A 13,378-nucleotide genomic window follows, 5' to 3' on the forward strand; every position below is an offset into this window, starting at 1 on the left:
GCAGCCTTCGCTGGCAACGGATCTTGCCGACGTGGTGTCGCCGCGCCCGGGCCGTGGGCCGGGCGCGGCGCGCTGGCCTATCGCGCCCCCGCGCCTTGGCCCATTCTCACGTGCTGCGTGGTGCAGTCCTTGTTGGAAACGGTGCCCATGAACGCGTTCATTTGCACGCTGCATTTGTCGACGTTCATACCCCCGGCGCCGTCACTCGAAATATTGGTCACGAACGGCCCGGCGGTGGTGCAACCGGTGATCGCGAGCGCGGCGACGGCAATCAGACTCAGACGTTTCATATTTCCCCAGGTTTTTGTGTTTTCAGCTAACGAACGGATCGATTCCTGCAGCGAGCTTGTGCTGCCGATTGGGATCGATCACCGGTATCGTGCGGCATGCGAGAATGCCGCGTCGATACGCGGTCTATATCGGCACGGTTGCGCGCCGATAAAGCGCGGTATAACCAACCAAAACCGTGGAGCGATCTGCGACTGATGTCTGATCCAGCAGCCCCTGATTCCGCTTCTATGGCCTATCGTTTTCGGGTCCGCGACGGCCTTCTCGGGGCGCAGATGCTGTTCGTGGCTTTTGGGTCGCTGGTGCTGGTGCCACTGCTCACCGGGCTGGATCCGAACGTGGCGCTGTTCACGGCCGGGCTCGGCACGCTGATCTTCCAGATCGTCACCCGTGGGCGCGTGCCGGTGTTTCTCGCGTCGTCTTTCGCCTTCATCGCGCCGATCATCTACGGCGTGGAAACCTGGGGGATTCCCGGCACGCTGTGCGGGTTGATCGCGGCAGGCGGCGTCTACATGCTGCTGAGCCTGGTCATTCGTCTGCGTGGCGTGGGCGTGGTTACGCGGCTGCTGCCCGCGATCGTGACCGGGCCGGTGATCATGGTGATCGGCCTGGTGCTCGCGCCGGTGGCGGTCAACCTCGCCATGGGGCTGGACGGCAACGGCAACGAGCAGCTGGTCGCCGCCGGCCCGGCGATGACGGTTTCGTTCATCGCGCTCGCGGTGACGGTGGCCGTTTCCATGCTCGCGCGCGGATTCCTGTCGCTGGTGCCGATTCTCTGCGGCGTCGTGGCGGGGTATCTCGCCAGCCTGCCGTTCGGGCTGGTCGATTTCGCGCCGGTTGCCGATGCGCCGTGGTTCGCGGTGCCCAACTTCGTGGCGCCTGAGTGGAACTGGCAGGCGGTGCTGTTCATGATTCCGGTCGCGATCGCGCCGGCGATCGAGCACTTCGGCGATATCGTGGCCATCCGCTCGGTAACCGGGCGCGATTACCTTAAAGATCCCGGCATCGACCGCACCATGCTCGGCGACGGCCTGGCGACATCATTGGCCGCCTCGCTCGGCGGGCCGCCCAATACCACCTATTCAGAAGTCACCGGCGCCGTCACCCTTACAAAAGCCTACAACCCGGCTTTGATGACCTGGGCCGCGGGCTTCGCCATCGTCTTCGCCTTCGTCGGCAAGCTCGGGGCGTTGCTTGCCAGCATTCCCACGCCGGTGATGGGCGGCATCATCGTGCTGCTGTTCGGCGCGATCATTGTGGTTGGCATGAACAGCCTGGCGAAGTCCGGCGAGGAACTCACCGAGCCGCGCAATCTGGCGGTCGTGGGCATCATTCTGGTCACCGGCGTCGGCGGACTGAGCTTCTCGGCTGGGGAATTCACGCTCGAAGGTATCGCCCTTGCCGGGGTGCTCGGCGTCGCCCTCAACTTTGTGCTGCCGAGAACGCGCGCCGCGCGCTAGAGAGCCGCGGCTGCCGCCGCAATATTGACAGCGTGCGATGTAACGGTATTAACTGCGGCGTTGCAACAGACCGGAGGAGTCCATGCCGCAGCAGTCCGCACGCACGTCCGAGGCCGTCGACCGGGATGCTCTGCACCGCGACGTTATCGTCATCGGCGCCGGGTTTTCGGGTATCAACGCGGGGATCCGTCTCAAGGCCGAGGGCATTACCGATTTCATCATCCTCGAGCGGGCAGACGATGTCGGCGGCACTTGGCGTGACAACACCTACCCGGGTTGTGCCTGCGACGTGCCCTCGCATCTGTATTCCTACTCCTTCGAGCAGAACCCGGACTGGTCGACGACCTATTCCGGTTCGGCGGAAATCCAGGCCTATATCCAGCACTGTGCCGAGAAATACGGCCTGCACGAACACCTGTATTTCGGCGTGGGCATCGCGCACGCCGCCTTCGACGACGACCGTGGGCTCTGGCATCTAACGGCCGACGACGGGGCCGTATACACCGCGCGCGCAGTGATTTCGGCGGTGGGCGGGCTCGTCGAGCCGTCCACGCCGAACTTCGCTGGCATGGACGCATTCACCGGCGAGATCATGCACACCGCGCGCTGGAAGCACGATGTATCGCTGGCCGGCAAGAAGGTCGTGATCATCGGCACCGGCGCCAGCGGTATTCAGGTGATTCCGTCGATCGCACCGGAGGTCGATCGGCTGACCGTCATTCAGCGCAGCGCGCCCTACGTACTGCCCAAGGCCGACAAGGCCCTGCCGGAACTGATGAAGAAAACGTTTCGGCGTCTGCCGTTTGCGCAAACCGCCTTCCGACGCGCGATCCTGGCGATCACGGAAGGGCTGGTCGGCCCGGCCGTGATTCTCGACTCGCCGCTGGCCACCGGCATGAAGAAGCTCGCCCTCTGGAACATGCGCTCGGCGGTCAAGGATCCGGTGCTGCGCGAAGAACTCACGCCGGACTACGAAATCGGCTGCAAGCGGGTGCTGTTCGCCAGCAACTACTATCCCGCGCTCACCCGGGACAATGTGTCGGTGGAGACCGAAGGCGTGGATCGTTTCACCGCCAACGGCGTACGTCTCGCCGACGGGCGCGAGCTCGAAGCCGACGTCGTGATCACCGCGACCGGCTTCAAGATCAATATCGCCGAGCCGCCGTTTCCCATTTTCGGTAACAACGGTGAATCGCTGGCAGACAAATGGGCCGGGCCGGGCGGCAAGGCCTACAAGGGCGTGGCCACGGCCGGCGTGCCCAACTGGTTCTTCATGCTTGGGCCGAACACCGGGCCCGGTCACACCTCGGTGCTTATTTATACCGAAGCCCAGGCGCGCTATATCACCCAGGCGATCCGTACCCTGCTGAAGCAGGATCTCACCGCCATCGCGGTCAAACCGAAAGTGATGCGTCGCTACCACGAGAAACTGCAGAACCGGATGCGCTATACCTCGTGGACCTCCGGCTGCCAGAGCTGGTATCTCGACGAACACGGCGAAAACCACACGCTGTTTCCCGGGCTGGCCACCGAATACGCGCTGTCCATGCGCCGCTTCAAGCTCGGCGAGTACGAGGTGGCCCGTTAGGGGGTGTTGTCTGCCGCTTGCTTGCGTAAAGCTCAGCCATAAAAAAGGCCCGCTCCGGTTGGAGACGGGCCTTTTTCGCTGCCGCCGAATCCCGAGGGCGGATCGCTGGTTTACTTCACCACGTCCGCGATGGCGTTGCAGACATAGTCGAGGTTGTCGCCGCTCAGGCCGGCGACGTTGGCGCGGCCCGACTTGACCATGTAGATGCTGTGCTTGTCGCGCAGGGCTTCGACGTGTTCCGGCTTGAGGCCGGTGAACGAGAACATGCCGCGCTGCTCGGCGACATGGGCGAAGCGCTCGTCGAGCCCGTGCGGGGCCAGCGCCTTGACGAAGTCGCTGCGCAGGCCGTTGATGCGCCCGCGCATCTCGTCGAGCTCTTTGTGCCACAGGGCGGTGAGTTCGTCGGAGTTGAAGATGGTGGCGACGATGGCGCTGCCGTGGGCCGGCGGGTTGGAATAGTTCTCGCGCGCGGTGATCGCCAGCTGCGAGCGCACGTCTTCCATGTCGTCGGCGTCCTTGGCAACGGCGATGAAGCAGCCGGTGCGTTCGCGATAGATGCCGAAGTTTTTCGAGCAGGACTGAGTGACGATCATCTCGTCGAGCGTGTTCGCCAGCAGACGCACGCCATAGGCGTCTTCGTCGAGGCCGTCGCCGAAGCCCTGGTAGGCGAAGTCCACGAGCGGCAGCAGCTGGCGTTCCTGGACCACGGCCAGCACCTGCTGCCACTGGTCCTTGGACAGATCGAAGCCGGTGGGATTGTGACAGCAGGCGTGCAGCAGCACGACGTCACCTTCCGGAATCTGCTTGAGCGCGCCGAGCATGCCGTCGAAGTCGAGCCGGTTGTCGGCATCGACATAGGGATACTTTTCGATATTCAGCCCGGCCGCACCGAACACGCCGAGATGGTTCGGCCAGGTCGGGTCGGACAGCCAGATCGACTTGCCGGGCAGGTTGGACTTGATGAAGTCCGCGGCCAGACGCAGCGCGCCGGTGCCGCCCGGCGACTGGGTCGCGCTCGCGCGGTTATCGGCCAGCACCTGGCTGTCGGCGCCGAACACCGTGCGCAGGACGTGGCTGCCGTATTCCGGATCGCCGTGCGAGCCGATATAGGCCTTGGTCTTTTCGTTCTCGATGAGCAGCTTCTCGGCTTCCTTGACCGCGCGCATGACCGGCGTGATGCCGGCTTCGTCGCGATAGACGCCGACGCCGAGATCGACCTTGTTCGGGTTGCTGTCGTTCTTGAAGGCCTCGATCAGCCCGAGAATGGCATCGCCGGGGACTCGCTCAATCGATTCGAACATCCTGTCGCATTCCTCGTGTTTCGCCGCGCCCGCGGGACACGGGCGCTTACTTCGTGGCGTAGTTTAACCCCTGCGACAGGGCGCTGCCGAATGCCGGAACGGGCGCCGCGGCTGGCGCTTCGGCCGACGTCTGCGGTGCGGCATCGGCGGGTGCCGCCACGTGCTCGGGTTTGTAACCGATGCGCACCCCGCCCCAGTGGCGCCCGCCAATGAAGATCGGCACCGACAGGTCGTGCATCACTTCGCCGGTATCGCGCTTGTAGGTCTGCACGAGCAGCGCCTGGGTATGCGCGCCGCAACGCGAGCCGGTGGCGTCGTCGAAGATCCGCTTGTGGCGACTGTGCTTGAGATCGGTTTCGTAGTCGCCGGTTAACGTCTGGCTGCAGTGCCGGTTGTGGGTCGGGATATAGCCGCGCTGGTCGCAGGCCATCACGTACGCCGCCTGAAGTGTTTCGAGGATCGGCTCCTGAATCGCCGGCAGATGGCGATCGGTGAAGCTGTCGTAGGCGGTGCGGTATTTGGGTGGATTGGTGCCGTCGATGGGTTCGTAACGGCCGTCGAACAGGCCGGATTCGGTCAATTCGCCGTTCTTGATCGCGCGCTCGAACAGCTTGCCGATCGCATCCGCGGCCTGGCGGGCCTGGATATAGACCTGCTGGTGGCGGCTGTCGAGGCGCTGCTGGGCGAGTTCGCCCTCGACCGCTTCTGCTGCGCCCATGAGCGACTGTGCCTGCTCGGCCAGCGCGTGCATGTCGCGATTGCCGTCGACGATATGCGCCTGCAGCGTGCCCAGCGTCTGGACAACCTGCCGGCCGTGGCCGCGGGTGTCGTGCATGGCATCGGCGATGCCGGCGATCTCGGTATCGACGGTGTCGAAGTCCTCACTCATGGTGGTGAGCTGCGCGCCGACCGATTCCACCTCGCTTGCGCGTTCGCTCACCCGGCGCATGAGATGACCGATGTTGTCGACCACCTTCTGGCTGCTGGCGCCAATTTCCTCGACGAGGGATTCGACCTGCTTTGTGGCATCGGCGGTGCGCCGCGCCAGCCCCCGCACTTCGCCGGCCACCACCGCGAAGCCGCGGCCGTGTTCGCCGGCGCGTGCCGCCTCGATGGAGGCGTTGAGCGACAGCAGGTTGGTCTGTTCGGCGATTTCCTCGATCAATCCCGTGACGCTGCGCACGCTGTCGGTCTTTTTGCTCAGCGTTTCCAGCATTTCGAGGGCTTCTTCGGACCGCTGGGCCAGTGCCGACATCTCGACGATCACGTGCTCGAGGGCGTCGCGGCTGTTCTGACTGGCGCCGCGCGAGCGGCTGGCCAGTTCCGAGACCTGGCTCGCGCTGGCCGATACCTGTTCGATCGCCGCGGTGATCGATTCCATGCGCGAGACCGCATCGCGCACGATTGCGTCCTGTTCCGTCAGCCGGCCGGCAAGGCGGTCCGCATGTTGGGAGACCTCCGCCGAGGCAATGGCCGTGTGCCCGCCGCGTCGCACCAGCCGATGCGCCATGCGCCGCAGCGAGAGATAGTCCCGGGCCGACGCCGAGAGGCCGAATGTGCCGATTCGCGCAAGACCGGATTCGTCGCTGGCGTGGATACGCCCGAGGCGGTCGAAACTCAGCCCCGCCAGCAGGCCGAGCGCGATAACCGCATAGATCGCCCATGCGTTATCGACATAACGCGCGACGGCGAGTGCGGCGAGCACGAAAACAAGCGACAGCAGCAGTCCGATCCAGCGTTGCATGACGAATCCTCCCGACGGATACGGCAACCATCGGCGGTGGCAGCGCGGAACTTGAGCAACGACGACATGGCCAGACGCGGCCTGGGCGACGCGGCTCGCGCCCACGATTCGGTGGCCGGGTCACGATCTGACCCACCGGGGCGGCTAGGCTCGCGCCATGTCCGACGCCGCCTACCTCGAAGATCTCAACGAAGCCCAGCGCGAAGCCGTGACCCACGGGGTGACCATCGACGGGCGTTTCGATGCCGACCCGCTACTGGTGATCGCGGGCGCGGGCAGCGGTAAGACCCAGGCCCTGTCGCATCGCGCCGCGCATCTGATCCTGTCCGGCGTGGATCCGCGCCGGATTCTGCTGCTGACCTTTTCGCGGCGCGCCGCCGACGAGATGAGCCGGCGCGCGAACGGCGTGGTGGAAGCAGCAATGACGGCACGCGCGGGCGCGGGCAAAGGCCAGCGCCACGGTGTGACGCTGCCCTGGGCCGGTACGTTTCACGCCATTGGCGCGCGGCTGCTGCGCGAGCATGCCGAACAGGTGGGGCTCGACAGTCAGTTCTCGATCCTGGATCGCGGCGATGCCGCCGACCTGCTCGACGTCTGCCGCCAGGCGCTGGATCTCGGCCGCGGCAAGACCCGCTTTCCGCGCAAGGACACCTGTCTGGGCATCTACTCGCAGGTGGTCAATCGGCGCGACACGCTCGCGCGCGTTCTGGCGACGCGTTATCCCTGGTGCGAGCCGCATCACGACGCGCTCAAGCAGCTGTTCGCGGCCTATACCGAACGCAAGCTGGCGCAAAGCGCGCTAGACTACGACGACCTGTTGCTGTTCTGGGCGATGATGCTGGAAAGCAACGCGCTGGCCGAGCAGGTCGCGGGCCGGTTCGACCAGGTTCTGGTCGACGAGTACCAGGACACGAATCTGTTACAGGCCGCCATTCTCAAGCGCCTCTGCCCGGAAGGACGCGGCCTGTGCGTGGTGGGGGACGACGCCCAGGCGATCTACGGTTTCCGGGCGGCCGAGGTGGCCAACATCCTTGGTTTCGCCAACGATTACCCGGGGTGTCGTACCGTCACGCTGGCGCGGAATTACCGATCCACGAACGCGATTCTGGATGCGGCCAATGCCCTGATCGGCGAGGCGAGTGCGGGGTATCGCAAGGATCTGTTCGGCACCCGCGGCACGGGCATCAGGCCGCGCCATGTCACCGTGCGCGACAGCGTCGACGAGGCCCGCTACGTCGTCGAACAGGTGCTCGAACGGCGCGAAACCGGGGTCGAGCTCAAGCAGCAGGCCGTATTGTTTCGCAACGCCCACCACGCCAACGACGTCGAGATCGAGCTGATCCGTCGCGATATCCCGTTTCGCAAGTATGGCGGCCTGAAGTTTCTCGAAGCCGCCCATGTGAAGGATCTGCTGGCGCTGCTGCGCCTGGCCGAGAATCCGCGCAACGAGATCGCCGCGCACCGCGTTTTCCAGCTCGTGCCGGGGATCGGGCCGGGCACCGCCCGCCAGGCGTTCGAACACCTGCAGGCGCATAACGATTCGCTGTCCGCACTGGCGACGTTTAGGCCCGGTCGCGGCGATCGCACCATGTGGCAGGCGCTCGCCGGGCAGCTGGCGGAGGCCGCCGCGGCGGATTGGCCGGCCGGAATCGAACCGCTGGCGCGCTGGTACAAGACGACACTGGACGAACGCTTCGAGCCGCCGACCACGGCGCGCGCCGGCGATATCGACGACCTCGTGCGCATGGGCGGCCAGCACGCCGACCGTGCTGCATTTCTCACCGACCTGACGCTGGACCCGCCGTCCGCGACCGGCGATCACAACGACGACGCCGAGCTCGACGAGGATTATCTCGTGCTCTCGACAGTGCACAGTGCGAAGGGGCGCGAATGGGACAGCGTCTATCTATTGCACGTGGCCGACGGCACCTTCCCCAGCGAATACTCGGCGGACAGCGACGCCGCGCTCGATGAGGAGCGCCGGCTGATGTATGTGGCCTTCACGCGCGCGAAGAACGCGCTCGATGTGGTCTCGCCGCTGCGCTACTACGTGACCGAACAGCACCGCCACGGCGACCGCCATGTCTACGGTGCGACGAGCCGCTTTCTGACCCCGGCCGTGATGCGATGTTTCGACGCGGTCACCGACGCCAGCGTGCCGGCGCGCGCGTGCGCGTCCGGGGTGCTCGCCGCCGGCCCGCGTGTCGATCTCGCGGCCGGTGCCCGCGCGCTCTGGCAGTAGGGGCGGCGGTTCAGGCCGGTCGCGCCGCCCAGCGACCGCCGCCGGTCTTGCGGCTGTCGTGGCCTCCTACGGGCCGGGCGACCGGGTTCTGGGTTGCGCCGGGATTCATGCGCTCGGCCAGCCCCAGCTGCGCTCGTCGGTCCCGGGTCTCGTGGCGCAATGGGCTGTGCAGATAGCTGGCGCGATTGCGCTGGTAGTCCGGCATGTCGAGACGCGGATTCAGGTGAATGCCCACCGCGCTGCGCACGAGGCTTGTGGGCCGCCCGCCGTAGCGGTTGAGGCGATTGCGCAGGTTCGAATCCTCGCCGCCGGTGCCGGCAAAGCGCTCGTCGAACCCGTTCACGCCGAACAGCAGACCGCGGTCGACGGAGAAGTTGCCGCCGAGCAGGCGCGGGCGGGTCGGCTTGCGGCAGGCGATATGAAAGCAGGCCTTGCTGTGGCGCCAGAAAAGCCGGCGCGTGTGCTCGGCGGCAAAGGCTTCGACCGCGGCCCGGCATCGCAGGCTCTGGCGACGCATGGCGAATAGCGTGCGACTCTGTGCCGTGGTCAGGCGGGCGTAGTCGCCTACGGCATAGCCCATCGGGCGGTAGGCCTGGCGGTGTCGCGCAACCCAGTCGGGCGGCGGCATCACGTCGCCGTCCAGAAACAGCAGCTGCTGGCCGCGGCTGGCGAGAATGGCACTGTTGAGCGCAACCGTCTTGCGGAATCCGCGATCGGCCTGGGTATGCACGCGGATTGGTGGCAGGCCCTCGAGTCGGCCCATGGCGTCGATGAGCGCGAAGGTATCGTCGGTCGAGCCGTCGTCGGCGATCAGCATCTCGTCGGGCCGTACCGTCTGCTCGGCAATCGCGCGCAGCGTGAGTTCGAGCGCGCGCGGCTGGTTGTAGGACGACACGATGAGGCTGATCGACTCCGGCGCCTGCCATGTGCGCTGGAACAGGCCGGCGCTTGTCGTATTTTCGTTGTCGGGCACGGGGTTTTCCTTGAACACGTCTGTCTTGTCAGACCACGGGTTCAAGAATGTGTTCCCTTTCTTAAAGGACGATGACGAAAATGCATCGATTCGCGAAGATTTCGTCTTCGGAAACGATTGTTACCCCTCCGTCGTTCGACTTGCCGTATTTGCAAGTTGCTGAAATGGAATGCGGTCCGCGCGCTAACGAATCATGACGATGGTTTTAACGTAAATTTTATGCGGCGACCAATAAATCATGCGCGATTTTGTGATCGTCGTCTTTTCAACGCCCGATATCTTCATGCCAGAGATCCGGGCGCTCGGCGACGAATGTCTCCATCAGCGTCCGACAGGCCGGGTCGTCGAGTACGCGAACGCTGACGCCGCGCTCGGCGAGCAGCGCTTCCTCGCCCATGAAGCTCGCGTTCTCTCCGATCACCACGTGGGGTATGCCATAGAGGAGGATCGCGCCGCTGCACATCGCGCAGGGCGAGAGCGTGGTGTAGAGCGTCACGTCCTTGTAGAAGGCGCCGGGCCGACGACCCGTGGTCTCGAGCGCATCCATCTCGGCATGCAGGATCGCGCTGTCGTTCTGGACGCGGCGGTTGTGGCCCGCGCCGACGATCGCGCCGTCCTTGACCAGTACGCAGCCAATGGGCACGCCGCCTTCGTCGCGCCCTTTGCGGGCCTGGGCCACGGCCTCGGCCATGAATCGTTCGTCGTCCATCGATATTCCCGCGATATAAAAGCCCGAGTCTAAGGCGTTCGCGCCCGCATCGACATATTGGCCGGTGCATATGTCGTGCCGCCTCGGTAGTTATCCGGGGTAGGCATTGCGGTCGCGATCGGGCTACAAAGACACGAGCGATATTCAGACAGCGCGTGGCCGTACGCCGGAGCCCACAAGCCATGACCCGCGACGACAAGCTCAAACGCTATCGCGCCCGGCGCAACAGCGATCGCAGCCCGGAGCCGAGCGGCCGCCAGACAGCGCGTCGCGGCGGCCGCGCGCCGATCTTCGTGATCCAGAAACACGATGCGTCGACGCTGCACTACGATTTCCGGTTGGAGATCGACGGCGTGCTCAAATCATGGGCGGTGCCGAAGGGGCCTTCCACCGACCCGCGCGAAAAGCGCCTCGCCGTCGAAACCGAGGATCACCCGCTCGACTATGCGGATTTCGAGGGCCGGATTCCCGACGACCAGTACGGCGGCGGCACGGTGCTGGTCTGGGACAAGGGCACTTTCGAAAACGCCGGGCGCGACGACAACGGCGCCATCGAGAAAAGCCTCGCCGCCTGTTTCGAGGACGGCCACATAAGCGTCGTGCTGAAGGGCGAGAAACTCGCCGGCGGCTATTCGTTGACCCATTTCCGCAGCGAACGCGGCAAACGCCAATGGCTGCTGGTCAAGATGGACGACGCGGCGGCCGACGCGCGCCGCAATCCGGTCAACACCGAGCCCGATTCCGTGCTCAGTGGCCGCAGCGTGGCACAGATTGCCCGCGACGATTCCGGCGAGGGCGGGCGCGACGATGGCTGACTGGCTGTCATCGCTGCCCGAGCACGTGATCGATGCCGCGCGTGAAACGCGCATGCCGCAGCATTTCGAGCCCATGCTGGCGACTCTGGCCGACACACCGTTCAACGATGACGCCTGGATCTTCGAGCGAAAGCTCGACGGCATTCGCCTGTTGGTCTTTCGCGACGGCGATCATGTCGAATTGCTGACCCGCAATGGCCGGGCCCGGACCGATCATTTTCCGGAACTGGTCGAGCATCTCACTGCCCAGCCGCACCGCCGTTTCGTGGCGGACGGCGAGGTGGTCGCCTTCGATGGACAGGTGACCAGTTTTGCGCGCCTGCAGCAGCGTTCGGGCATCAGTGATCCGGATGAAGCGCGGGCGAGTGGCGTCGCAATCCATTTGTACATCTTCGACTGCCCCTGGCTGGACGGGCTCGATCTGCGGCGCGTGCCGCTGCGCGAACGCAAACAGCTGCTGCAGCGGGAATTCGTTTTCCGCGACCCCTTGCGCTACACCACGCACCGCAACGCTTGCGGCGAGGACTGTCTCGACCGGGCGCGCCGCAAGGGTTGGGAGGGGATTCTCGCGAAGCAGGCCGACAGCCCGTATCGCAGCGGGCGCTCGAAGCGCTGGCTCAAGCTTAAATGCAGTCAGGGTCAGGAACTGGTCATCGGAGGGTTCACCGATCCCCAAGGCGATCGCAAAGGCTTTGGCGCGCTGCTTGTGGGCTACTACGAAAACGATGTGCTGCGCTACGCCGGGCGCGTGGGCACCGGCTTCGACGACACAGAACTCACCCGGCTGCACCACGTGCTCAAGCGCATCGAACGCAAGACGCCGCCGTTCGTCGATCCGCCTTCCGACACACGCGGCGTCCACTGGGTCACGCCCGAACGGGTCGGCGAATTCGCCTTTACAGAATGGACTGCCGACGGGCGCTTGCGTCATCCCAGCTATCTCGGCGAGCGCGACGACAAGAATGCCGAGGATGTGGTTCGCGAGGAGCCCGGGGCATGAGCATCGAGATCGATAACGCCGACAAGGTCTTCTTTCCCGATGCCGGCTACACTAAAGCCGATCTGGTGGCTTACTACCGCCGCGTCGCGCCGCAGATGCTGCCCCACGTCGAGAACCGGCCACTGACCCTGCACCGTTTTCCCGACGGTATCGACGGCGTGAACTTCATCCAGAAAAGCGTCGCGGAGCATTATCCCGACTGGGTCGAGCGCGTGACCGTGGACAAGGAGGACGGCCGTATCACCCACGCGCTGGCGGCCGATGCCGACACCGTGGCCTGGTTGGTCGACCAGGGCACGGTCGCCTTCCATGTCTGGCTGTCGCGCGCCGACAAGCCGTATCGCCCCGACCGGCTGATCTTCGATCTCGACCCGCCGGGCGACGATTTCGCCGTGGTGGTGCGGGCCGCGCGCGCTGTGCGCGCCCATCTCGGCCAGCTCGGATTGGAAGCATTCGTGATGACAACCGGCTCGTCCGGCCTCCATGTCACCGTTCCGCTGGAACGTCGGCACGATTTCGAGTGCGTGCGCGACTTCGCCGCGCGCGTCGCCGAACAGCTTGTCGCGCAGCACCCCCGCGATTTCACCACCGCGCATCGCAAGGACAAGCGGCGTGGGCGGTTGTATCTGGATATTCGTCGCAATGCTTATGCGCAGACCGGCATCGCGCCGTATTCGCTGCGCGCAAAGCCCGGTGCACCGGTCGCAACGCCGCTGGATTGGGATGAACTCGGTGATGCGAAGATCGGCCCGCGGCGGTTTCATCTGGGCAATATCTTTCGCCGGCTGGCCCAGCGCGAGTGTCCCTGGGCCGATATCGATAGGCATCGGCAGAGTCTGGCGGCGGCTATTCGGCGGCTGGATGAATAGCGGCCGGTTTTGGGGTGGCCGTCGGCTCGCGCAACGAGCGACGTCTTTGCTCCGGAGGTGTTGATTCAAGGGCCTCGGTGGTTTGCGCTTGAGTCTTTTGTACGCTCGCGAGTTCGGGTGGACTCACGAGTTTGTCGGACCTTTGGTTTCGCACTGCTGTGCGACTGACTTTCTTTGGCTTGTCCAAAAGAAAGTAAGCAAAGAAAAAGACACCCGGGCACAGCGCCGGCGCTTCGCGCCGGTTTACTCCGACACGCAGCGGCGACGGGATGCGTACAGAACTCGGATCGCTTTGGCGATCCTCAGACATGCTGTACGCACCGGCGCAGTGCGCCGGACACCCGTCGCCACTCCGTGTCTCCGTCGCCGTGCAACGGGCCTGAATACAA

11 protein-coding genes are annotated in these 13,378 nt (G+C 65.0%); 6 read left to right on the forward strand and 5 right to left on the reverse strand.

Annotated elements, in window-relative coordinates; all coding sequences use genetic code 11:
• Positions 1–77: 77 nt before the first annotated feature.
• On the reverse strand, positions 78–290 hold the full coding sequence (locus J7355_RS04340) for a hypothetical protein (RefSeq protein ID WP_209060259.1): 213 nt from the start codon (positions 288–290) through the stop codon (positions 78–80).
• Positions 291–518: 228 nt separating this feature from the next.
• Between J7355_RS04340 and J7355_RS04345 the strand changes: the two genes are divergently transcribed.
• The gene (locus J7355_RS04345) at positions 519–1,748 is read left to right on the forward strand and encodes a uracil-xanthine permease family protein (protein WP_209060261.1); all 1,230 of its coding nucleotides are present in this window, start codon (positions 519–521) and stop codon (positions 1,746–1,748) included.
• 82 nt (positions 1,749–1,830) lie between these two features.
• A complete protein-coding gene (locus J7355_RS04350; protein WP_209060264.1) occupies positions 1,831–3,336 on the forward strand; it encodes an NAD(P)/FAD-dependent oxidoreductase in 1,506 nt (501 codons plus the stop codon).
• Between the two features lie 110 nt (positions 3,337–3,446).
• Here J7355_RS04350 and J7355_RS04355 read toward each other — a convergent pair whose 3' ends face one another.
• Both J7355_RS04355 and J7355_RS04360 read right to left on the reverse strand, forming a co-directional pair.
• A complete protein-coding gene (locus J7355_RS04355) occupies positions 3,447–4,637 on the reverse strand; it encodes an amino acid aminotransferase (protein ID WP_209060265.1) in 1,191 nt (396 codons plus the stop codon).
• 46 nt (positions 4,638–4,683) lie between these two features.
• The gene (locus tag J7355_RS04360) at positions 4,684–6,381 is read right to left on the reverse strand and encodes a methyl-accepting chemotaxis protein (protein WP_247739776.1); all 1,698 of its coding nucleotides are present in this window, start codon (positions 6,379–6,381) and stop codon (positions 4,684–4,686) included.
• A 157-nt stretch (positions 6,382–6,538) separates the two neighbouring features.
• Here J7355_RS04360 and J7355_RS04365 point away from each other — a divergent pair, with 157 nt between their 5' ends.
• Positions 6,539–8,623 carry an ATP-dependent helicase gene (locus J7355_RS04365; protein ID WP_209060267.1) on the forward strand — a complete coding sequence of 695 codons (2,085 nt, stop codon included), beginning with the start codon at positions 6,539–6,541 and terminating at the stop codon, positions 8,621–8,623.
• Positions 8,624–8,633: 10 nt separating this feature from the next.
• Here J7355_RS04365 and J7355_RS04370 read toward each other — a convergent pair whose 3' ends face one another.
• Positions 8,634–9,641, reverse strand: coding sequence for a glycosyltransferase (locus J7355_RS04370; RefSeq protein WP_209060269.1), 1,008 nt, complete (start codon positions 9,639–9,641; stop codon positions 8,634–8,636).
• Positions 9,642–9,861: 220 nt separating this feature from the next.
• Positions 9,862–10,305, reverse strand: coding sequence for a nucleoside deaminase (locus J7355_RS04375; protein ID WP_209060271.1), 444 nt, complete (start codon positions 10,303–10,305; stop codon positions 9,862–9,864).
• A gap of 182 nt (positions 10,306–10,487) precedes the next feature.
• Between J7355_RS04375 and J7355_RS04380 the strand changes: the two genes are divergently transcribed.
• The 3 genes from J7355_RS04380 to ligD (J7355_RS04390) are packed head-to-tail and all read left to right on the forward strand — an operon-like array spanning position 10,488 to position 12,989.
• Positions 10,488–11,120: a DNA polymerase ligase N-terminal domain-containing protein gene (locus J7355_RS04380; RefSeq protein WP_209060272.1), complete on the forward strand. Its 633-nt coding sequence runs from the start codon at positions 10,488–10,490 to the stop codon at positions 11,118–11,120.
• On the forward strand, positions 11,113–12,120 hold the full coding sequence (gene ligD / locus J7355_RS04385; protein ID WP_209060279.1) for a non-homologous end-joining DNA ligase: 1,008 nt from the start codon (positions 11,113–11,115) through the stop codon (positions 12,118–12,120). The genes J7355_RS04380 and ligD (J7355_RS04385) overlap by 8 nt, the downstream gene beginning before the upstream one ends.
• On the forward strand, positions 12,117–12,989 hold the full coding sequence (gene ligD, locus J7355_RS04390; protein ID WP_209060281.1) for a non-homologous end-joining DNA ligase: 873 nt from the start codon (positions 12,117–12,119) through the stop codon (positions 12,987–12,989). Before ligD (J7355_RS04385) ends, ligD (J7355_RS04390) begins: the two co-directional genes overlap by 4 nt.
• Positions 12,990–13,378 lie beyond the last annotated feature (389 nt).

Source organism: Endozoicomonas sp. G2_2 (genome assembly GCF_017744135.1).
GTDB lineage: Bacteria > Pseudomonadota > Gammaproteobacteria > Nevskiales > Salinisphaeraceae > Salinisphaera.

Coding starts and splice junctions, on each gene's coding strand:
- J7355_RS04340 (WP_209060259.1), bottom strand. CDS start 290: ATGAAACGTCTGAGTCTGATTGCCGTCGCCGCGCTCGCGATCACCGGT.
- J7355_RS04345 (WP_209060261.1), top strand. CDS start 519: ATGGCCTATCGTTTTCGGGTCCGCGACGGCCTTCTCGGGGCGCAGATG.
- J7355_RS04350 (WP_209060264.1), top strand. CDS start 1,831: ATGCCGCAGCAGTCCGCACGCACGTCCGAGGCCGTCGACCGGGATGCT.
- J7355_RS04355 (WP_209060265.1), bottom strand. CDS start 4,637: ATGTTCGAATCGATTGAGCGAGTCCCCGGCGATGCCATTCTCGGGCTG.
- J7355_RS04360 (WP_247739776.1), bottom strand. CDS start 6,381: ATGCAACGCTGGATCGGACTGCTGCTGTCGCTTGTTTTCGTGCTCGCC.
- J7355_RS04365 (WP_209060267.1), top strand. CDS start 6,539: ATGTCCGACGCCGCCTACCTCGAAGATCTCAACGAAGCCCAGCGCGAA.
- J7355_RS04375 (WP_209060271.1), bottom strand. CDS start 10,305: ATGGACGACGAACGATTCATGGCCGAGGCCGTGGCCCAGGCCCGCAAA.
- J7355_RS04380 (WP_209060272.1), top strand. CDS start 10,488: ATGACCCGCGACGACAAGCTCAAACGCTATCGCGCCCGGCGCAACAGC.
- ligD (WP_209060279.1), top strand. CDS start 11,113: ATGGCTGACTGGCTGTCATCGCTGCCCGAGCACGTGATCGATGCCGCG.
- ligD (WP_209060281.1), top strand. CDS start 12,117: ATGAGCATCGAGATCGATAACGCCGACAAGGTCTTCTTTCCCGATGCC.